The 19,555-nt window shown below is 64.0% G+C and carries 18 protein-coding genes and 1 tRNA gene; 6 read left to right on the top strand and 13 right to left on the bottom strand.

Annotated features, from left to right (window positions below; all coding sequences use genetic code 11):
- Positions 1–2: 2 nt before the first annotated feature.
- Both J7359_RS14625 and J7359_RS14620 read right to left on the bottom strand, forming a co-directional pair.
- Positions 3–2,033: a hypothetical protein gene (locus J7359_RS14625; protein ID WP_209057712.1), complete on the bottom strand. Its 2,031-nt coding sequence runs from the start codon at positions 2,031–2,033 to the stop codon at positions 3–5.
- A 194-nt stretch (positions 2,034–2,227) separates the two neighbouring features.
- Positions 2,228–3,670: an aldehyde dehydrogenase family protein gene (locus J7359_RS14620; protein ID WP_209057828.1), complete on the bottom strand. Its 1,443-nt coding sequence runs from the start codon at positions 3,668–3,670 to the stop codon at positions 2,228–2,230.
- A 184-nt stretch (positions 3,671–3,854) separates the two neighbouring features.
- Here J7359_RS14620 and J7359_RS14615 point away from each other — a divergent pair, with 184 nt between their 5' ends.
- Positions 3,855–4,508 carry a peroxiredoxin gene (locus J7359_RS14615; RefSeq protein WP_209057711.1) on the top strand — a complete coding sequence of 218 codons (654 nt, stop codon included), beginning with the start codon at positions 3,855–3,857 and terminating at the stop codon, positions 4,506–4,508.
- Positions 4,509–4,571: 63 nt separating this feature from the next.
- Here J7359_RS14615 and J7359_RS14610 read toward each other — a convergent pair whose 3' ends face one another.
- The 5 genes from J7359_RS14610 to pnp all read right to left on the bottom strand — a co-directional run bounded on the left by J7359_RS14610 (position 4,572) and on the right by pnp (position 10,017).
- Positions 4,572–5,402, bottom strand: a complete 831-nt coding sequence (locus J7359_RS14610; RefSeq protein WP_209057710.1) for a glycosyltransferase — start codon at positions 5,400–5,402, stop codon at positions 4,572–4,574.
- The gene (locus J7359_RS14605) at positions 5,387–6,181 is read right to left on the bottom strand and encodes a hypothetical protein (RefSeq protein ID WP_209057709.1); all 795 of its coding nucleotides are present in this window, start codon (positions 6,179–6,181) and stop codon (positions 5,387–5,389) included. The genes J7359_RS14610 and J7359_RS14605 overlap by 16 nt, the downstream gene beginning before the upstream one ends.
- Before the next feature lie 13 nt (positions 6,182–6,194).
- Entirely contained in the window at positions 6,195–6,959 is a 765-nt protein-coding gene (locus tag J7359_RS14600) for a hypothetical protein (RefSeq protein WP_209057706.1), read from the bottom strand.
- Positions 6,960–7,086: 127 nt separating this feature from the next.
- The gene (locus tag J7359_RS14595) at positions 7,087–7,818 is read right to left on the bottom strand and encodes a glycosyltransferase family 25 protein (RefSeq protein WP_209057703.1); all 732 of its coding nucleotides are present in this window, start codon (positions 7,816–7,818) and stop codon (positions 7,087–7,089) included.
- Positions 7,819–7,878: 60 nt separating this feature from the next.
- Positions 7,879–10,017 carry a polyribonucleotide nucleotidyltransferase gene (gene pnp / locus J7359_RS14590; RefSeq protein WP_209057700.1) on the bottom strand — a complete coding sequence of 713 codons (2,139 nt, stop codon included), beginning with the start codon at positions 10,015–10,017 and terminating at the stop codon, positions 7,879–7,881.
- Between the two features lie 278 nt (positions 10,018–10,295).
- Between pnp and J7359_RS14585 the strand changes: the two genes are divergently transcribed.
- Together J7359_RS14585 and J7359_RS14580 are read left to right on the top strand one after the other, a co-directional pair.
- Complete coding sequence (locus tag J7359_RS14585) at positions 10,296–11,108, top strand: alpha/beta hydrolase (protein WP_209057697.1); 813 nt, start codon at positions 10,296–10,298, stop codon at positions 11,106–11,108.
- A 65-nt stretch (positions 11,109–11,173) separates the two neighbouring features.
- The gene (locus J7359_RS14580) at positions 11,174–11,767 is read left to right on the top strand and encodes a YdeI/OmpD-associated family protein (protein WP_209057694.1); all 594 of its coding nucleotides are present in this window, start codon (positions 11,174–11,176) and stop codon (positions 11,765–11,767) included.
- A 244-nt stretch (positions 11,768–12,011) separates the two neighbouring features.
- Here J7359_RS14580 and rpsO read toward each other — a convergent pair whose 3' ends face one another.
- The 5 genes from rpsO to J7359_RS14555 all read right to left on the bottom strand — a co-directional run bounded on the left by rpsO (position 12,012) and on the right by J7359_RS14555 (position 14,523).
- Positions 12,012–12,281: a 30S ribosomal protein S15 gene (rpsO, locus tag J7359_RS14575; protein WP_209057692.1), complete on the bottom strand. Its 270-nt coding sequence runs from the start codon at positions 12,279–12,281 to the stop codon at positions 12,012–12,014.
- A gap of 152 nt (positions 12,282–12,433) precedes the next feature.
- Positions 12,434–13,513 carry a calcium-binding protein gene (locus J7359_RS14570; protein ID WP_209057690.1) on the bottom strand — a complete coding sequence of 360 codons (1,080 nt, stop codon included), beginning with the start codon at positions 13,511–13,513 and terminating at the stop codon, positions 12,434–12,436.
- A gap of 147 nt (positions 13,514–13,660) precedes the next feature.
- Complete coding sequence (locus J7359_RS14565; RefSeq protein WP_209057688.1) at positions 13,661–14,164, bottom strand: DUF1643 domain-containing protein; 504 nt, start codon at positions 14,162–14,164, stop codon at positions 13,661–13,663.
- 76 nt (positions 14,165–14,240) lie between these two features.
- A complete protein-coding gene (ykgO, locus tag J7359_RS14560; RefSeq protein ID WP_209057686.1) occupies positions 14,241–14,366 on the bottom strand; it encodes a type B 50S ribosomal protein L36 in 126 nt (41 codons plus the stop codon).
- Between the two features lie 82 nt (positions 14,367–14,448).
- A tRNA-Val gene (locus J7359_RS14555) sits at positions 14,449–14,523 on the bottom strand.
- Between the two features lie 156 nt (positions 14,524–14,679).
- Here J7359_RS14555 and J7359_RS14550 point away from each other — a divergent pair.
- On the top strand, positions 14,680–15,546 hold the full coding sequence (locus J7359_RS14550; protein ID WP_247740429.1) for an N-formylglutamate amidohydrolase: 867 nt from the start codon (positions 14,680–14,682) through the stop codon (positions 15,544–15,546).
- Positions 15,543–16,022 carry an NUDIX hydrolase gene (locus tag J7359_RS14545; RefSeq protein ID WP_209057681.1) on the top strand — a complete coding sequence of 160 codons (480 nt, stop codon included), beginning with the start codon at positions 15,543–15,545 and terminating at the stop codon, positions 16,020–16,022. The genes J7359_RS14550 and J7359_RS14545 overlap by 4 nt, the downstream gene beginning before the upstream one ends.
- Positions 16,023–16,025: 3 nt before the next feature.
- On the opposite strand, the gene pyrF is transcribed toward J7359_RS14545, so the two are convergent.
- Complete coding sequence (pyrF, locus tag J7359_RS14540) at positions 16,026–16,733, bottom strand: orotidine-5'-phosphate decarboxylase (RefSeq protein WP_209057680.1); 708 nt, start codon at positions 16,731–16,733, stop codon at positions 16,026–16,028.
- Between the two features lie 159 nt (positions 16,734–16,892).
- Between pyrF and clpB the strand changes: the two genes are divergently transcribed.
- Positions 16,893–19,532: an ATP-dependent chaperone ClpB gene (gene clpB / locus J7359_RS14535; RefSeq protein ID WP_209057679.1), complete on the top strand. Its 2,640-nt coding sequence runs from the start codon at positions 16,893–16,895 to the stop codon at positions 19,530–19,532.
- The last annotated feature ends 23 nt before the right edge of the window (positions 19,533–19,555 follow it).

The raw sequence follows: 19,555 nt of genomic DNA, 5'->3' as shown, positions 1-19,555 counted from the left end.
GATCAATCGGCGATCCGGTCGAACATCTCGGCGGCACTGCGCCGGGCTAGATCCTCGAATGCATCGACCCGCGCCATCCAGCCAGCCGGATAGCTGTCCAGTTGCCGACGCGCCGAATCCCAGAACCGGCCCGCATCCCCAGTCTCGGGTGTCCCGATCAGGATGTCGGGCAGGTCGATTTCTTCGGCAAGCTGCCGCAGCTTGGCGGTGTTCGATTCCAGCGCCACGACGGGCTGGCGATGACGCAGCGCAAGGATCGTGCCGTGATAGCGGCCGCTGATCCAGCAGCCCGCATCCTGAAAATCCCCCGGCTCCAGAACCTTGGGCAGCCGCAGAGGATCGTCGCCCGACATGATTTCCTGCTGGATCTCGAACAGATGCCGACCCATCACGAAGAACGGGCTGGTGGTCTTGCGCGCCGCGGCAGCAAGGAGCCTGCAACTGTCGCGCAGGACATTGTCCTGAACCCGTATCCCCGCGCCGTCGCCGTTGGACCCGGCTGGCGGCACAGGATGGCTCCAGGACAGGTCGGGGACATAGCCGGCCTTGATGTCCGCCCGCGCAAGCGCCGCCGCAGACGCACGGTCCCGAACCGTCACGGACCGAAACTGCCGCACGGGTTCAAGGAAATGCGCGGGGTTTTCTTCCCAGAGCGAGTTCACGAGGTGCACGGCCTTTCCCCGCCGTGCCAGGGCCTGCCCCATCATCAGGATCTCGAAGGCCCGCGGCCTTGCATGGTGCAGCGTGCCTTCGCCGTTGATCACGACGGTATCGAAATCCAGATCGGGGTCGGACGACAGGATCCTGTTCAGCCCCTCGAGGCTGTTCGCCCATCCGGCGATCTCGAAGCCACGCGCGGTCAGTTCCTGCTCGATCCGCTCGGACACGATCCGGCAACCAAGATGCTGGGCATTGGGTTTCAGCCAGACCGTGTGGTTCAGGATCAGGACCCTTCGCACGGTATCGGGCCCGCGCAACGAATAGGTGCCGTGATCACCGAAACGCTGGTCGAACACGTGCATTCCCACGGTGAAATCGACGGGTTCCAGAATGCGTCTTGCCCCGTTCAGCGGCATCAGCCGGTATCCGTCCGGTTTTTGCGGCACGATCACCTGCACCTGCGCGTCGGAATAATCCTGACGGTCCTCGGCCGCGACCTCTGCATCCAGCAGAAGACGCAGGTTGCCGCCAACATGACGTGGCTCGAACCACAGCGCGTATCTGGACAGTTCGGCCGACAATTCGGTATCGCCCTCGTGGAACGCCGATTTCGAAAGCAGGCTCATCAGCGACGATCTGTCGGCCTGCATGAGGTCGAACCCCTGAGGAATCATGTTGCGCAGGTTCGACCGCACCCGATCATCGGCGGGACGATAGGGCACAACCTGCGCATCCTGATCCACGCAGAACAGATCGCGCCTGCCTTCGTAATAGGCTTGCTCGAACGCGAAATCGTGGCGAACGAATACGGCATGCGGATAGGCGCCGGTAAAGCCCGCCAGCACGATCTGATGCGCGGGCAGTCCGCAGGAGACGCGAAGCCGGTTGATGTGCAGAAGCAGAAGAACGGCGGTGAAGCCGATCGACGGGATGATCCGCGCCGGGATCGCAGCGGCCGATTCCGCGATCAGCGCATCGTAATCCAGAAGCGGAAGGCGCTGGTCATTTGCCCGCGCGATCGCATCGGGGCTGACGAAGCGGCTGCCGTGGCAGGCGATCGCGACGGGCTGCCCCTGTGTAAAGTCATTCCTGCCGATCCGCCGGGCCAGTACGTCGCCGCCGATGATCCGGCCCCCGACCGGCCGGACATGCAGAAAATAGATCAGTTCGGCCGCCGAACCCTGGAAGCTGTCGAAATGCCGGCAACCGTTGAACTGAACCACAAGGTCGCGGTCGCTTGCCTGTCGGGCGATCCGGTCGGCGCAGTCCAGTTCGCCGTTCGAGATCACGAAGATACGCCGGCTTTCGGCACCCGAAAGGCAAAGTCCCAGCGGTGTCGGCACGACCCCCGCCGTCTCAAGCGCACGGATCATTGCTCGCCTGCCCTGATCGCGACGTGCGCGGCGAACCCATTCGAAAAGCCCCATCACGCCCCTGCCCTGATGTGTCTGAACATCGCTAGCAGACCGGCAGGATCATGGCCATATCGCAGCCGTCCCGCCAACAGCCCTAAAAAGCGCGGCGGCCAACACCGCCGCGCTTTCGCGCGACCTGCTCGCGCAGGGGTTCAGGCGTCGCGGTCCCAGCCGCTGATGGCCTTGCTGTCCATGAATTCCTCAAGGCCCATGACGCCGCCCTCGCGGGCGCGGCCCGATGCCTTGACGCCCCCGAAGGCCGATCCGGCACCGCGCGAGATGCCGTTCATCTCGACCATGCCCGACCGCAACTGCCTTGCAACCCGGTTGCGCTTCGCGCCGTCCTGAGTCTGGACATAGTTGGTCAGACCATAGGGCGTGTCATTGGCGATCCGGATCGCCTCTTCCTCGCTGTCGAAGGGAATGATCGACAGCACCGGTCCGAAGATTTCCTGCTGCGCGATGGCCATGTCATTGCTGACATCCGCGAAAACCGTCGGCCGCACGAAATAGCCGCGGTTCACGCCCTCGGGCAGGCCCGGTCCGCCGGCGACCAGGCGCGCGCCCTCGTCTATGCCGGTCTGGATCATGTCCTGGATCTTTTCCCACTGCCCCCTGCTGACGACGGGGCCGATATGCGCGCCCGGCTGATGGGCCGCGGCCACGGCGGTGTCGTTGGCAACCTTCGCCGCCGTCTCGACCGCGCGATCATACACCGACCGTTCAACCAGCATCCGCGTGGGCGCGTTGCAGGACTGGCCGCTGTTATAGAAACAATGCGTGGCACCGCGCGCCACCGCCTTGTCGTCGGCATCCGCAAACACGATGTTCGCGCCCTTGCCGCCCAGTTCAAGACAGACCTTCTTCAAACTGTCGGCAGCGGCCTTGGTGATCGCGATCCCCGCGCGGGTCGAGCCGGTGAAGCTGATCATCTCGACATCGGGATGGGTGGACAGCTGCGTGCCGACGCCCGTCCCGTCGCCGTTGACAAGGTTGAAGACGCCCTTCGGCAACCCGGCCTCGTGGATGATCTCGGCGAAGACCATCGAGGACAGCGGCGCGATCTCGGACGGTTTCAGCACCGCCGTATCGCCGGCCAGCAGCGCCGGGATGACCTTCAGCGTGACCTGGTTCATCGGCCAGTTCCAGGGCGTGATCAGGCCGACCACGCCCACGGGCTCCCACGCGGTCATGCTGGTCGGCGCGTGGTTCCCCAGCGGACGGACAAACTTGAAATCCTTGAACGCGTTGATGAAATTCGTGATGTGATAGATCCCGGCGCCGGTCTGGTCTTCCAGCGACATGTCCTGCGGCGCGCCCATTTCGTGGCTGATCGCCCACGCCATGTCCTTGGCCCGGCTCTTGTAGACCTCAAGGATCTTCTCGACATGGGCCAGCCTTTCGGCCGGGCTGGTGCGCGACCATGCGGGAAAGGCGCGCTTGGCGGCGGCAACCGCGGCGTCCGTATCGGCCTGATCGCCCAGGCTGATCACTGCCACCGGCTCTTCGGTCGAAGGGTCGATGACCTCAAGATCGCTGACCTTGACCGGATCGACCCATGTCCCGTCGATATAGAATTTGCGCTTGTCCAGCAGCGTGTTCATCGCTGTCCTCCTGTAGAGTGTTGCTGGGAAGGTGGCACCGCGCCCTGCCGTCTGCAAGGCCGCAGCGCGCGGCACTTCGCCCAAGCCCCTGTCAATCTGTCACGCCCGGACCTCTGGCAATCCCCGGCGCGGCACATATGTTCAGGGCAACGCAACCAACCGGAAAGGACGTCCCATGGCCCTGCGCATCAACGATATCGCCCCGGATTTCACCGCAGATTCGACCGAAGGCGAAATCCGCTTTCACGACTGGCTGGGCGACAGCTATGCGATCCTGTTCAGCCACCCCAAGGACTTCACCCCGGTCTGCACGACCGAATTCGGCGCCGTCGCGCAACTGGCCGCCGAGTTTGAAAAGCGCAATACCAAGGTTCTTGGCATCTCGGTCGACTCGGTCGACGAACACAAGAAATGGAAGAACGACATCGCCCAGTTCGCCGGCACGCCCGCGAATTTCGCGATCATCGACGACACCTCGCTGAACGTCGCCAAGGCCTATGACATGCTGCCGGCCGAGGCCTATCTGCCCGACGGCCGCACCCCGGCGGACAGCGCGACCGTGCGCAGCGTGTTCATCATCGGCCCTGACAAGAAGGTGCGCCTGATGATGACCTATCCCATGTCCATCGGCCGCAACTTCGCCGAGATCCTGCGTGCGCTGGACGCGGTCATCAAGACCGACGGCGTGCCGCTGGCGACGCCCGCCAACTGGGTGCCGGGCCAGGATGTGATCGTGGCGCTGTCGCTGGACGACAAGGCCGCGGAAGAAAGGTTCGGCGCGCTGGACATCCGCCTGCCCTATCTGCGCTTTGCCAAGGACCCGGCCTGATCCCGGGCGATCCGCGGCCCAGACCGACCACGAAACGCCCCGCGATGCGCGGGGCGTTTGCGTTCAGGGCCAGCCGTAATGCCCGATCATCGCCGCGATGGCCGCATCGTTGCCGCTGTTCTGCCTGTTAGCCGTGCGCAGGTTTCCGGCCTGCGATCCCGACCATTCCAGAATCCGCGCCCGCCCGCCGATTTTCTGCGCCTCGACCCCGGCAAGGCGGTGCATGAAGTAAAGCCACACATCGTCAGCCGAAGGCGCCAGCCGCGTGAACAGATCGTCGCGGGTCACGTCGGGGTGAAACACATCCGGGGCATAGATCACCCCCGAAACGCCGGTCAGGAAGACATCTGGGCCACGCGCCGGTGCGGCAAGATTGTGTTGCCATTCCTCATAGGGCGCGGGCTGACCCGGCCCTGCCATGACCACCTTGTGTGCACGCAGGCAGGCGATCGCGGCCCCGTCCCGTGCCGCCCCGACAAGCCGTTCCAGCCAGTCGACGGGATAGTAGCAGTCATCGTCGGCTGTCACGATATAGGCGCCCGGCGCAGCCAGAAGCGTCGGCACGATCTTGGTGTAGGACCGGAAATTGGGGGCGCCACGGATCTCAAGCCGCTCAAGGGCGCGAATTTCCGGGGGCAGTTCACCGATATCCTCGGGAGCCAGCCAAAGTATCACCCGATCCGCGCGCACGGTCTGGCGCAGGATCGCCTGCAGCGTCGGCATCAAGGTGCCGAACCGCGCAGGATAGCTGGTCAGCGACACCACCAGTTCAGACCCCAGCCCATGCGCCTGCCCGCCACCTTCGGGCCGCGCCGCGATCTCGGCCAGCGCCCGCGCCTCGCGGCGGCCATGCTTCCACGCGCGGAACGCCGACCGGATCACGGGTTTTCCCATGCCTTGCGCAGCCAGCCGATATCACCGATGCGGCGATACCATTTATGGCCGCGACCGGCGAAAACATCCTCCATTTTCGGCGCGCCCGCGAACAGCACGATCTTCGCACCCTCTGGCAGGGTGGGGTCACGCAGATAGCTGGCCAGATTGCGCGGCACACAATCGTTCTTGAAGCTGACGCACCACCCTTTGGGCCAGTAATGCAGATGCCCGTGCGCGGCCAGCTGCGCCGACTGGAACTGCTGGCTGATCTCGTAATCGCGAGTCGCGGCGGCAGGATCGGCCAGATAGGCGTCAAGGATATATGCGTGATCGCCGATCCGGTAACGGAAGACGCTGGAATTGCCGACGCTGTGCAGGAACCGGTCGCGGGCCGGGTTGATCTTGCGCAGTGGTTTCTTGCGGAACAGGTCGTCGTCGCGAATGATGAAGAAATCGCCCGGAAGATCGAAGAACGGCGACAGATCGTCCACCACCACCAGATCGATGTCCAGAAACAGCGCCGTGCCCGTCAGCGGCGCATCGGGACCGCCCAGATCGCGGCGGAACAGGCCCAGCTTGCGCCACCGCGTATCGCCATGCCCCGGCGGCAGGCCCAGCTCGGGCAGCGGCAACGCCTCGATGCGGGGATCAAGCCCGGTCGGATCGTCGGTGAAGCAGACGAACCGATGAGGGCGCGGCAGGTGTCGGCGCACCTGTGCGGCCAGCCGGTTCACATCGTCCGAACTGTAGATCGTGCCCCAGCGCATGCACAGGACGTTGACGGTTTCTTCGGTCATTGCATCCGGCCTTTCATTTTCGTCCGCGCAGCATGTGCAGCATCCGCAGCACGGCAGGCGATCTGCGCGCCGCCGCCGTCACCTGCCGCAGCCCCGGCAGCCGGTCCCAGAATCGCAATTCTGCGATGTCGCTGCGCGACGATCGCTGCACGGCCAGCGGCTTGCGGGTGCCCAAAATGGTCAGGTCGGGGCGATCCGCCCGCAGCCAGCAATAGGCCCCATCGACATGCATCGGCCCGCCCGCCGGATCGCCCGGCTTGCGCCCGTAGATTGCCTCAAGATACGGCACGGCGGTTTCCGAGAACCGGCGGCTGAAGCCGACGAAATGCGCCAGCGGGAAGGTATGGTCCGGTGACAGCCGCAGCAGATGCCGTCCCACCGCCTCGTCACCCGGTTGCTGGTCCAGCGGCGACACCGAATACAGCATGTCCCAATCGACCCAGCGCAGATCGTCGCGGATCGCGGCCAGCAACGGGCGGAAATCCGGCACGAAGCTGGCGTCGTCCTCCAGCATCAGGGCGCGGGAGACGCCGTCGGCCAGGATCGCCCGGTGCACGCCAAGCTGGCTTTCAAAGCAGCCGCGCGCGCCTCGCGTCGGGAAATCGCCCTGATCTGGCGGAAAACTGGCCGGAAACAGGGTGATCGCCGGATGATCAAGGCTCAGTCCGATGCGCCGCAACTCGGCATCCATCTCGCGGCGGCGGTCATCGCGATGCGCAAGGTTGATGATGTAGATGCGGTCGAAGATCGACAGCAGTTCGTTCAACTCGGATCGCACCTGCGGGCCTCTTGTGACAGCCTAGTAACCCCGGCGGGCTTCGCCTCCAAGGCCTACAGCACCGGCGGCGCCGTCTCAAGCACGCCTTGCGCCAGGGCCAGCGCGCCGGTCGGAATGATCCCGACAATCACCGCTGCCCCTTGGCGCGCCCGACGCGGACCGAAATCCGCGACCGCAGCCAGCGCAGGAACCCGCCCGGGCGCCGCGCTTTCGACGTCCCGGCGGCAGGACGGCCCTTGTCCAGATGCGACACCCTGTCCCCGGGCGCATCGTGGCGCGCCAGACGTGGCACCATCAGCCACGCGTCAAGCTCGAACAGTTCGCAGGGCCAGTCGGCGGGATGGCTGACGGGCGAGGTCCGATCCAGCAGCCGAACCGCCGCGCCAGCCGAAACGGAATAGGCGGTTGTCACCGTCGCCTGAACCGCAGCGCGATGCAGATGCCCCCCCGCGACCTTGCGGCGCAGCAGCGGAAATGCGCGCCCAAAGGCGAAATCAATCAGCACCATGGGGACCGACTGATAGTCCCGCGACGCCACGAAACGAGAAAAGTCCGGCTCAAGCCTGGCGTCGTCTTCAAGCACGATTGCACCCGGCAACCCGGATTTCCGCACATGGTCATAGATCGCGCGGTGCGACAAAGCACAGGCAAATTCGCCATCACTCATATCGCGACCCAGACGCGAACGCGCCATCTGGCGATCGATCATGGCTTCGTATTGCGCCGGAAGACCGGAACGCCCGTCGACGCCCATGAACAGTTGATAGGACAGTCCGAACCCCGCCAGCTGGTCCAGCAAAGGCGCACGGCGGGTGTCATCGCCCGGCAAGGTCAGCACCAGGATCGGCCAATCGGTCATATGGCTTCCCATGCAGGGTGGTCACCGGCCCCACGCATGCGGGGCCGGCACGCCGAGGTCTTACTCGGCGTTCTCTTCTTTCTTCTCGGTGATTTCCTCACCGGTCTCCTGATCGACCATCTTCATGCCAAGGCGCACCTTGCCACGGTCGTCGAAGCCCAGAAGCTTGACCTTCACTTCCTGACCTTCCTGCAGCGCCTCGCTGGGATGGCCCAGGCGCTTGTTGGCGATCTGGCTGACATGCACCAGCCCGTCACGCTTGCCGAAGAAATTCACGAAGGCGCCGAAATCGACCAGCTTGACCACCTTGCCGGTGTAGATCTGGCCTTCTTCCGGCTCGGCCACGATCGAATAGATCATGTCATAGGCCTTCTTGATCGCGTCGCCATTGGCCGAGGCGATCTTGATGACGCCGTCATCGTTGATGTCGACCTTGGCGCCCGAGACCTCGACGATCTCGCGGATCACCTTGCCGCCCGAACCGATCACTTCGCGGATCTTGTCGGTCGGGATCTGCATGGTCTCGATGCGCGGCGCGTGGGTCGAGAAGCTGCCCGCCTCGCTGATCGCCTTGGACATCTCGGCCAGGATGTGCATCCGGCCGTCCTTGGCCTGGGCCAGCGCCTGGTTCATGATTTCGGGCGTGATGCCCGCGACCTTGATGTCCATCTGCAGGCTGGTGATCCCGGCTTCGGTGCCCGCGACCTTGAAGTCCATGTCGCCCAGGTGATCCTCGTCACCCAGAATGTCGGTCAGAACCGCATAGCGGCCATCGTCTTCCAGGATCAGGCCCATGGCCACACCCGCGACCGGCGCCTTCAGCGGCACGCCCGCATCCATCATCGACAGCGAACCACCGCAGACCGACGCCATCGAAGACGAGCCGTTGGATTCGGTGATCTCGGACACCACGCGGATCGTGTAGGGGAAATCCGTCCCCGCCGGCAGCACCGCCTGCAGCGCACGCCATGCCAGCTTGCCATGGCCGATCTCGCGGCGGCCGGGCGAACCGACGCGGCCAACCTCGCCGACGGAATAGGGCGGGAAGTTGTAGTGCAGCAGGAAGTTCGACCGGAAATTGCCGTGCAGCGCGTCGATGATCTGCTCGTCGTCACCGGTGCCAAGCGTGGTCACCACCAACGCCTGCGTCTCGCCGCGGGTGAACAGGGCCGAACCATGGGTCCGCGGCAGGAAGCCGACTTCGCTTTCGATTCCGCGCACGGTCCTGGTGTCGCGGCCGTCGATGCGCGCACCACCATTGATGATGTCGCCACGCAGGATGCCCGATTCCAGCTTCTTCAGCGCCGAACCCAGATTGGGATCTTCCAGATCCTCGGCCGACAGGCCTTCCTTGACCTTCGCCTTGGTGGCGGCCACGGCGTCCTGACGCTCGGACTTGTCCTTGATCGCATAGGCGGCGCGCATGTCGGCCTCGCCCAGATCCTTCACGCGGGCATACAGCGCGCTGTAATCCGGCGACTGGAAGTCGAACGGCTCTTTCGCGGCCGTCTCGGCCATGTCGATGATCATGTCGATCACCGGCTGCATCGCCTCGTGGCCGAATTTGACGGCGCCCAGCATCTCGTCCTCGGACAGCTCATAGGCTTCCGATTCGACCATCATCACGGCGTCCTTGGTGCCCGCGACGATCAGATCCAGACGCTGCTCGGGGTTGTTGCGCAGCCCCTGCATGTCCTCGACCTCGGGGTTCAGGACGTATTCGCCATTCGCGAAGCCGACGCGCGCGGCACCGATGGGGCCCATGAACGGCACGCCCGAAATGGTCAGCGCGGCGCTGGCGGCGATCATCGCGACGATGTCGGGATCGTTGACCAGATCGTGGCTCAGCACGGTGCACATCACCAGCACTTCATGCTTGAAGCCGGCGGCGAACAGCGGACGGATCGGCCGGTCGATCAGACGCGCGGTCAGCGTCTCTTTCTCGGTCGGACGCGCCTCGCGCTTGAAGAAGCCGCCCGGCACCTTGCCGGCGGCATAGTATTTTTCCTGATAGTGGACCGTCAGCGGGAAAAAGTCCTGACCCGGCTTCGGTTCCTTGGCGAAGGTCACGTTCGCCATCACGCTGGTCTCGCCCAGCGTGGCGATGACGGTGCCATCGGCCTGACGGGCAACCTTGCCCGTTTCCAGTGTCAGCGTCTCCTGCCCCCACTGGATCGATTTCTTCACTTCATCAAACATCTGATTTCCTCTGGGCGCGTGTCCGGCCCTCCGGTCGCGCCATGTCAAATGGCGGCCCCATTGCCGCCGCCCCGATCCTTATGCGTCGCCCCGGGGCCGGGCGTCACGTCACAGATTGCTGGGCAATACAGGAAAAAAACCAACTTGGAAAGTGTGCCGAACCGGCGCTGACATGCCGATGCAATGGCCGGGCCGATCACACGAAAGTGTCAGAAACAGCAAGTGCCCGGCACGCGTTGGATCGATGAATTCCTGCGGGAAAGGCAAGGAGGATCCGCATGACCACCGATACAATCGCACTGAACGTCAAGGACAGCGGCGAGCACGGTCGCCCCGTCATCCTGATCCACGGCTGGCCGCTGTCCAGCGACGCATGGCAGGACCAGATGCCCGCGCTGGTCGCCGCCGGGCTGCGGGTGATCGCCTATGACCGTCGGGGGTTCGGCCGGTCGGAGAAACCCGACGCCGGCTATAACTATGACACGCTGTCCGACGATCTGGCCGGGCTGATCGAACACAACGATCTGCGCAACGTGACGCTGGTCGGCTTTTCGATGGGTGGCGGCGAGGTCGCGCGCTATGTCGCGCGCCACGGGCAGGATCGGCTGCATTCGGTGGTGTTCGCATCGGCCGTGCCGCCCTTCCTGATGAAAGGCGACGACAATCCCGACGGCCCGCTGACCCCGGAACAGGCACAGGAATTCGAACGCCACCTGCGCGCCGACCGGCAGGCGTTCTTCGACGGGTTCACGACCGATTTCTTCTCGGCGAACGGCGATCTGAAGGTGACGCCCGAACAGCGTCAGCAGGCCGTGCAGCTTTGCCTGCAATCGGACGAAGACGCCGCGCTTGGCTGCATGAAGGCTTGGGCCACGACGGATTTCCGTGACGACTTGGCCAAGGTGACGGTGCCGGCGCTGGTGATGCATGGCGACGCCGACGGCATCGTTCCGATCGAAGGGTCAGGCCAGCGCACGCATGAGGCAATCGAACACAGCAAGCTGCATGTGCTGAACGGCGCACCGCATGGCTGCAATGTCAGTCACGCGAATGAATTCAATCGGGTGCTGATCGATTTCCTGCTGAACTGAATCGGTATCGCCAAAGGCGCGCGGGCAGGCTGGACAGGCGCTTTCCCGCGCGCCAGACTGCCGTCATGACCAAGCCGACCGCACCGAACCTGGCCGACCAGTATTTCGCCGGTTTGACCGACTGGCGGGAACAGCTTCTGGCGCTGCGCGCCGTGCTGCTGCAGTCGGATCTGACCGAGGGTTTCAAATGGTCCTCGCCCGTCTACACGCTGGACAATGCAAACGTGGCGATCCTGTGGGGATTCAAGGATCGTGCCACGATCGGCTTTTTCAAAGGCGTTCTGCTGACCGATCCTGACGGCCTGCTGACCGCACCGGGCGAGAATTCGCGCTCGTCGCGGGTCGCGAATTTCACCGACAGCGCGGCAATCTCGCGGGCCGAACCTGCCCTGCGCGCGCTGATCGCCGAGGCGGTGCAACTGGAACGCGAGGGCCGCAAGGTCGATCTGCCAAAGGACGACCTGACCTATCCGGACGAATTGACCGATCGGCTGGATGCGGACCCCGATTTCCGCGCCGCGTTCGAGACGCTGACCCCCGGCCGCAGGCGCGGCTGGGTGCTGCATTTCGGGTCCGCCAAACAGTCCGCCACGCGAACCGGACGCATCGACAAGGCCGCGCCGCGCATTCTTGCCGGCAAGGGCATGCAGGACCGCTGACCTGATCATTCCGTGCCACCTTGCGGCGGAGCGCAACGCCCACCGTTCGCAAGCGGTGTACAGGCTGTGCACAGCCTGTGTCGCCCCGGTGCACGCGCGGTGACACTGAATTTCCAGCATTTGCTGGTCCGCCCCGCGAAGAACCCGTCCGACCGGCATCACGCAACGCGCGGCCCGTTGCGCAACAGCAAAAACGCCCGCCGCTGTGGCGACGGGCGTTTATTTCATCCGGAAACCGGAAAGCTCAGCGGCGGATGCCGAGGCGCTTGATCAGGTCCTGATAGCGGGCTTCTTCCTTGCCTTTCAGATAGTCCAGCAGCTTGCGGCGCTGTGCCACCAGCTTCAGAAGGCCACGACGCGAGTGGTTGTCCTTCTTGTGGGTCTTGAAATGCTCGGTCAGCGTGGAGATGCGCGAGGTCAGGATCGCGACCTGAACCTCGGGCGAACCGGTGTCGCCATCCTTGGAACCGAATTCCTTGATGACGCGGGCTTTTTCTTCGACAGTGATCGACATCGGGGTCTCCTTTCGGGTTAGGGTCATGGCGCAGGCCGGGATGTCGTCCAGCACAGGCCCGTGGAGCACCGCCCGGCCCAACCGGACCGCACGGATAGGCGCCTATAAGAGAATTCGTCCCGAAAGAAAAGCCCCTGCGCGCGACGCCGAGATCAGCTTGGCGCCCGCACCACGACGATGTCTTCGACCCGCAATCCGCCGGACTGCAACAGGCGGCCGATCGCTGTGCCGTCGACCTCGATCAGTGTGGTTCCGTCCAGATCCTCGTGCAGGGTTATCGCAGGATCGTCGCCAATCGCTGGCGACAGATGCAGATGTATCTGGTCCTCAGCGGCGCTGAAATCGGCAATGACCGGCAACGCCCCATCGACCTCGCGAAGCACGAATTGATCTGCGCCTTCAAGGCCTTCCGCGAAATCACCCGCACCGGGCATCAGCGTGTCGTCCCCGTGCCCGCCATGCAGCCACGCCATGCTGTCGTCATCGCCGCCGATCAGCAGGTCATCGCCGGTGCCGCCATCCAGATCGTCCGCGCCACCGCCAGAGATCAGCACATCGTCGCCATCATGACCCGAAAGCCAGTCGTTGCCCGCGCCACCGTCCAGTGTATCGCTGCCCTCGCCGCCAAGCAGCGTGTCGTTCCCGTCGCCACCGGCGATCCGGTCGTCTCCCCCCTGTCCACACAGGGAATCATTGCCGGCACCGCCGTCGATGACATCGTTTCCGCCGGGACCATAGACCGCATCGCCCTGCACCCAGTCGTCACCAGCCCCCGCAAGAATCATGTCATTGCCCAATCCGCCGCGCAGATCGTCGGCACCGCCATGTCCCAGCATCACATCGTCGCTGTCGCCACCCATCAGCAGATCGACAAGATCGCTGCCAGCGATGGGATCGGGGCCCGGGCCATGATCATCCTCGACCGGATCGGCAATAACGTGGGACTCACCTTCCGCCCCGGCCTCGCCTGCTTCGTCTTCGTCTGGATCGACTGACGGATATGGGCCATCCGCCAATTCATCTTCGACCGGCACCTCGTCCAGCACACCCACTGGTTCCGGGCCTGGATCGCCGGCATTCTGATCGGTGTCATCCAGACTCGGCGCGTCATCACCGGCGTAGTCCTCTGGATCAGGCATGATCGGTGGCAGGAAATCGTCATCGCCGTCGCGCCCCATCGGGGGTATATCGTCCTGATCCGGTTCTGGCTGGGTTGATGTCAATCCGGTCATGTCTACGGCAACGCCCGCGACAAGAAGCCCCATAAGACCCGCAAGCATCAACATCGAAACTACCCCTGGAAAGGCCCACGATCCGCGGGTCAGGATTTTAATATACCGTCAACGGCGGCACGGATAAAATGATTTCTTAAGAGAAGGTTAACACCACTCGGACGGACGAACCGCATAGCTGGTATAAAGAGGGTGCCGCGGCATTCCAGTGCGAGTGAGTCCAAGGTGCCACAACCTTGCCGCGCACCCCCGCAATAGCGCCTCGACCTCTGCACCGCGCCCGCGCAGAACCCCATGCGCGCCCCAGGCGCACAGAACCAACTGCGCCCGCATGGCGGCGATCCTCAGCACCCTGTCATTGTCGGCACCCACGGGATCGTCCACGGATCTGAGCACACGCGGATCAGTCGCGCGATAGGCAAAGATGTTCACAACCTGCATCCCGCCGAAGCCCATCTGCTGCGCGCGACGCTGGCAGCGTTCGACAGTTGGATCATTGCGTCGTTCGTCGGCGGTGGACGGGTTCAGCATCACAAAGACCGCCCTTCCACCATCGCCCCACCTGCGCGTCAGGGAATAGCGATAAGCCTCGCACCGGGAATAGACGGCCGAGGATCGCACAGCTTCATTCTGATGGGTCCGTGTCTTCATCTGCGCCAGATCATGAAAAAACCCGCCTGCAAGGGCGGGTGATTTCGTTCTCGGTCCAGTGATCGCGGCAGCCGGATCAGCCCTGACGGGCCTTGAAACGGCGGTGCGTCTTGTTGATCACGTAGATGCGGCCCTTGCGGCGCACGACCTGGCAGTCGCGGTGCCGGCTCTTGAGCGAGCGGAGCGAGTTGCGAACCTTCATCGGTCTTCTCCATCGTCGCGGCGCGTCGCAGCCGCTTGGAAAACGAAATGCCCCCGACAAACGGCCGGGGGCGGCGAAACAATGGTGGGCGGTACTGGGATCGAACCAGTGGCCACTACGATGTCAACGTAGTGCTCTACCGCTGAGCTAACCGCCCGTCCTTCGGTGATTCTGTCCTGATTCCCTTTGAAATCTGGGCCGAACCGCCTCGGTCCGCGTTCCTATATAGACCGTGTTCAGGGGATTCAAGACCTATCCGCACGCTATTCTTATGTCTATAAAAGGCCAGTATTTCTGGCGCCGGGGTCCGATCTTGACGATCTCTGACCTTTCAGTATCGATTTCCCGCCCCGACCGCTGGGTCAGCGGCGTGATCTTCGCGTCTCCGCATTCGGGCAATGTCTATCCCGACTGGTTTCTGGAAAACACCCGCCTGACGATGCCGCAGCTGCGATCGTCCGAGGACGCGTTCGTGGACCGGCTGATTGGCTGTGCGCCCGAATTAGGCGCGGTCGCGCTGTCGGCGCAGGTGCCCCGCTGCATCATCGACCTCAATCGCGGCGCGGACGAAATCGACCCGTTGGTGGTGCGCGGCGTGCCCCGTCACCCGCTGAACCAGCGGACCCTGGCCGGGCTGGGGGTGATTCCGCGCGTGGTATCGCAGGGGCGCGCGATTCATGAACGTCCGATCGACCGGGCAGAGGCCGAGCGCCGCATCGCGGCCTATTGGCGTCCCTATCACCAGACCCTTGGCAGCCTGATCACCGAGGCGCGCGCCCGTTTCGGCCAGGCCATCCTGATCGACATGCATTCGATGCCCCATGACGCGCTGTCTCACCTGAACGGCACACGTCCCGAAATGGTGCTGGGAAATCGCCACGGCCTGTCCGCCGCGGCGCGCGTATCGGATGCTGTCAGCGCGGCGCTTGAGGCCGAGGGATGGCGCGTCCGGCGAAACTCGCCGTTCTCGGGCGCATATATCTGTTCGGCCTATGGAAGGCCGGGCCAGAACATCCATGTCGTTCAGGTGGAAATCGACCGCTCGCTTTACATGGATGAGGCGACGATCACGCCTCGGCCCGATTTCGCCGACTTCGCCGCCAGGATCCGCAGGGTTGTGGCGCGTCTTGCGGCGATCGAGGCCACGGGCGGCACCGGCGACGCCATCGCGGCCGAATGATACAGCCGCGCGCAGCGCACCCAGACCCAGATCCGGGTGAGCCGTTTCACGGGGCGAAACTGTTCCTGACACACGGCGATCGGATGCTGACCTGCCTGCGCGACGATTATGCCCATATCCCCTACCCCGATCACTGGGATCTTCCGGGCGGTGGGCGCGAGGCCAGCGAATCGCCCGTCGTTTGCGCCCTGCGCGAACTGCACGAGGAATTCGGGCTGACATTGCCGGCATCGCGCCTGCACGGGCGCAGCTTTCCGTCACATCAGGCGCCGGGCATGACATCATGGCTGTTCAGCGGCGTGCTGGACCTGCAAGAGATCGCGGCAATCCGCTTTGGCGATGAAGGACAGGAATGGCGGATGATGCCTGTTGAGCAATTCATCGCCCATCCCCGTGCCGTGCCGCATTTCAGGGATCGGGTCAGAACGCTGTGGCAACCGCCACAACGCGAATCGATCTACGCGGCCTGGCTTTGATCCCTATCGCGCCAGCCGGTGCGCAGTGACGGGTCCCATCTCGGTCAGGATCGCGCGCGCGGCGGCCTTGGGATCGGCGGCCTGCCAGACCGGGCGCCCCACCACGATGTGATCGGCGCCCGCCGCGATCGCGCTGGCCGGCGTTTCCACCCGTTTCTGGTCTCCCAGATCGGCTCCGGCGGGTCGGACGCCGGGCGTGACGATCAGCCCGGCCCCAGGCAGGGCGCGGATCGCCTGCGCCTCGCGCGGCGAACAGATGATCCCGTCGGCACCGGCGTCGAAGGCACGGGCCGCGCGTTCGACGGTGATCTGATGAATGTCGCCCGGCTGGATCATGCCCGCATCCAGATCCGCACGTTCCAGCGAGGTCAGGATCGTCACGCCGAGAATCTTGAGGCCGGTGCCAGCAGCCCCCTGCTTTGCGGCATGGACGACATGAGGGTCGCCGTGAACGGTCAGGAAATCCAGATCGAACTGTGCCAGCCCGCGCACCGCGGCCTCGACCGTGGCGCCGATGTCGAACAGCTTCATGTCCAGAAAGATGCGCTTTCCATGTTCCTGCTTCAGTTCGTTCGCCAGGGCCAGCCCACCTCCGGTCAGCATGCCCAGCCCGATCTTGTAGAAGCCGACGGCGTCGCCCAGCTTTTCGGCCAGTGCCAGCCCTTCAAGCGCGTTCGGCACGTCCAGTGCCACGATCAGCCTGTCATCCATCCCTGCCCCCGTTCGCCACGAAATCGCGGCGTTATGGCACAAGCAGAAGGCGCTTGAAAGCACCGTGAAACATCCCAAATCATAACCGAAGACCCGAACCGGGGCGTGCCGCAACAGGGCGCCCGCGACACGGGGGCTAGTGAAAAGGAGAACATGCCGATGAACATGGAAAAGTTCACGGAACGGTCGCGTGGCTTCCTGCAGGCCGCCCAGGCCATCGCGATGCGCGAGGAAAATCAGCGCGTCGTTCCCGAACATCTGCTGAAGGCGCTGATGGATGACGATCAGGGGCTGGCGGCCAATCTGATCAACCGGTCGGGCGGCGACGCCAAGCGGGTCCAGCAGGCGGTCGATCAGGCCGTGGCCAAGCTGCCCAAGGTGTCGGGCGGCAACAATCAGGTCTATGTCGATCCCTCGATGGTCCGCGTTCTGGACGAAGCCGAAAAGGTCGCCAAGAAAGCCGGCGACAGTTTCGTTCCGATCGAACGGATCCTGATGGCGTTGGCGATGGTGAACACCAACGCCAGGGACGCGCTTGAGGCCGGGGCGGTGAACGCCCAGAACCTGAACAGCGCGATCAACGACATCCGCAAGGGCCGCACCGCCGATTCGGCAAGCGCCGAAGACAGCTATGAGGCGCTGAAGAAATATGCCCGCGACCTGACCGAGGCCGCCGAAAAGGGCAAGATCGACCCGATCATCGGCCGGGACGAGGAAATCCGCCGTGCCATGCAGGTTCTGTCGCGGCGCACCAAGAACAATCCGGTGCTGATCGGCGAACCCGGCGTGGGCAAGACCGCGATCGCGGAAGGGTTGGCGCTGCGCATCATCGACGGCGATGTGCCCGAAAGTCTGCGCGACAAGCGGTTGATGGCGCTGGACATGGGCGCGCTGGTCGCCGGGTCCAAATATCGCGGCGAATTCGAGGAACGTCTGAAGGCGATCCTGAAAGAGATCGAGGCAGCCGCCGGCGAGATCGTGCTGTTCATCGACGAGTTGCACACGCTTGTCGGCGCCGGCAAGACCGACGGCGCGATGGATGCCGCGAACCTGATCAAGCCTGCGCTGGCGCGGGGCGAGTTGCACTGCATCGGTGCGACCACGCTGGACGAATACCGCAAGTATATCGAAAAGGATGCGGCCCTGGCCCGGCGTTTCCAGCCGGTCATGATCGAAGAGCCGACGGTCGAGGACACGATCAGCATCCTGCGCGGCATCAAGGAGAAGTACGAGCTTCACCACGGCGTTCGCATCAGCGACGCGGCGCTGGTGGCGGCTGCGCAGCTGTCGAACCGCTATATCACCGACCGTTTCCTGCCCGACAAGGCGATCGATCTTGTCGATGAGGCAGCCAGCCGTCTGCGCATGGAGGTCGACAGCAAACCCGAGGAACTGGACCAGCTGGATCGCCAGATCCTGCAGCTGCAGATCGAGGCCGAGGCCCTGAAGAAAGAGGACGACGCGGCCAGCAAGGATCGCCTTGAACGACTGGAAAAGGATCTGTCGGATCTGCAGGAACGCAGTGCGGAAATGACTGCCCGCTGGCAGGCCGAACGCGACAAGCTGGAAGGGTCGCGCAGCCTGAAGGAACAGTTGGACCGCGCGCGGGCCGAGCTGGATCAGGCCAAGCGCGAGGGCAATCTGGCGCGTGCGGGCGAGTTGTCCTACGGCATCATCCCCGGTCTGGAAAAACAGCTGTCCCAAGCCGACGATGCCGACGATGACGGGCTGATGGTCGAAGAGGCTGTTCGGCCCGAACAGATCGCCGAGGTCGTCGAACGCTGGACCGGCATCCCGACCAGCAAGATGCTGGAGGGAGAGCGTGACAAGCTGCTGAAGATGGAAGAGGAAATCGGCCGTCGCGTGATCGGTCAGTCCGAAGCCGTCACCGCGGTCAGCAACGCCGTCCGTCGCGCCCGCGCGGGCCTGAACGACGAGAACCGGCCGCTTGGCAGCTTCTTGTTCCTTGGCCCCACCGGCGTCGGCAAGACCGAACTGACCAAGGCGCTGGCCGAATACATGTTCGACGACGATCAGGCGATGGTCCGCATCGACATGTCCGAGTTCATGGAAAAACATTCCGTGGCTCGGCTGATCGGGGCGCCTCCGGGCTATGTCGGGTATGATGAAGGCGGCGTGCTGACCGAGGCGGTGCGGCGCAGACCCTATCAGGTGATCCTGTTCGACGAGGTCGAAAAGGCCCATCCCGATGTCTTCAACGTGCTATTGCAGGTGTTGGACGATGGCGTTCTGACCGACGGTCAGGGCCGGACGGTGGATTTCAAGCAGACGCTGATCATCCTGACCTCGAACCTGGGGTCGCAGGCCTTGTCACACCTGCCGGAAGACGCCGATTCGACCGAAGCGCGGCATCAGGTGATGGAAGCGGTGCGGGCACATTTCCGCCCCGAATTCCTGAACCGGCTGGACGAGATCATCATCTTCCGCCGTCTCTCGCGAGAGAACATGGATGGCATCGTCGATATCCAGCTTCTGCGGCTTGAACAGCGGCTTGCGCAACGCAAGATCGCACTTGATCTGGACGGCGGCGCACGGAAGTGGCTGGCCGATCAGGGCTATGATCCGGTCTTCGGCGCGCGTCCGTTGAAGCGCGTGATCCAGCGCGCATTGCAGGATCCGCTGGCCGAACTGCTGCTGTCGGGCGACGTGCTGGACGGGCAGACGGTTCATATCGGTGCGAATGAGGACGGATTGATGGTCGGCAATCGCATCGGCAAGGCCGGTCACAAGCTGGGTGCGGTGGGCGAAGGGCCCAAGCCCGAAGCAACGCTGCACTGACGATCAGGCATTCCGTCGGACCG

It is taken from the genome of Paracoccus sp. R12_2, from assembly GCF_017744015.1.
Classification (GTDB): domain Bacteria; phylum Pseudomonadota; class Alphaproteobacteria; order Rhodobacterales; family Rhodobacteraceae; genus Paracoccus.
Note: the sequence above shows the minus strand (reverse complement) of the source record. Positions and strands in the feature narration are given on the sequence as shown.

Bases quoted from the DNA above. Each gene is read 5' to 3' on its own strand.
- J7359_RS14610 (WP_209057710.1), bottom strand. From the start codon at position 5,402: ATGGGAAAACCCGTGATCCGGTCGGCGTTCCGCGCGTGGAAGCATGGC.
- rpsO (WP_209057692.1), bottom strand. From the start codon at position 12,281: ATGTCGATCACTGTCGAAGAAAAAGCCCGCGTCATCAAGGAATTCGGT.
- J7359_RS14605 (WP_209057709.1), bottom strand. From the start codon at position 6,181: ATGACCGAAGAAACCGTCAACGTCCTGTGCATGCGCTGGGGCACGATC.
- J7359_RS14595 (WP_209057703.1), bottom strand. From the start codon at position 7,818: ATGACCGATTGGCCGATCCTGGTGCTGACCTTGCCGGGCGATGACACC.
- J7359_RS14585 (WP_209057697.1), top strand. From the start codon at position 10,296: ATGACCACCGATACAATCGCACTGAACGTCAAGGACAGCGGCGAGCAC.
- ykgO (WP_209057686.1), bottom strand. From the start codon at position 14,366: ATGAAGGTTCGCAACTCGCTCCGCTCGCTCAAGAGCCGGCACCGCGAC.
- clpB (WP_209057679.1), top strand. From the start codon at position 16,893: ATGAACATGGAAAAGTTCACGGAACGGTCGCGTGGCTTCCTGCAGGCC.
- pyrF (WP_209057680.1), bottom strand. From the start codon at position 16,733: ATGGATGACAGGCTGATCGTGGCACTGGACGTGCCGAACGCGCTTGAA.
- pnp (WP_209057700.1), bottom strand. From the start codon at position 10,017: ATGTTTGATGAAGTGAAGAAATCGATCCAGTGGGGGCAGGAGACGCTG.
- J7359_RS14565 (WP_209057688.1), bottom strand. From the start codon at position 14,164: ATGAAGACACGGACCCATCAGAATGAAGCTGTGCGATCCTCGGCCGTC.
- J7359_RS14580 (WP_209057694.1), top strand. From the start codon at position 11,174: ATGACCAAGCCGACCGCACCGAACCTGGCCGACCAGTATTTCGCCGGT.
- J7359_RS14625 (WP_209057712.1), bottom strand. From the start codon at position 2,033: ATGATCCGTGCGCTTGAGACGGCGGGGGTCGTGCCGACACCGCTGGGA.
- J7359_RS14570 (WP_209057690.1), bottom strand. From the start codon at position 13,513: ATGACCGGATTGACATCAACCCAGCCAGAACCGGATCAGGACGATATA.
- J7359_RS14545 (WP_209057681.1), top strand. From the start codon at position 15,543: ATGATACAGCCGCGCGCAGCGCACCCAGACCCAGATCCGGGTGAGCCG.
- J7359_RS14615 (WP_209057711.1), top strand. From the start codon at position 3,855: ATGGCCCTGCGCATCAACGATATCGCCCCGGATTTCACCGCAGATTCG.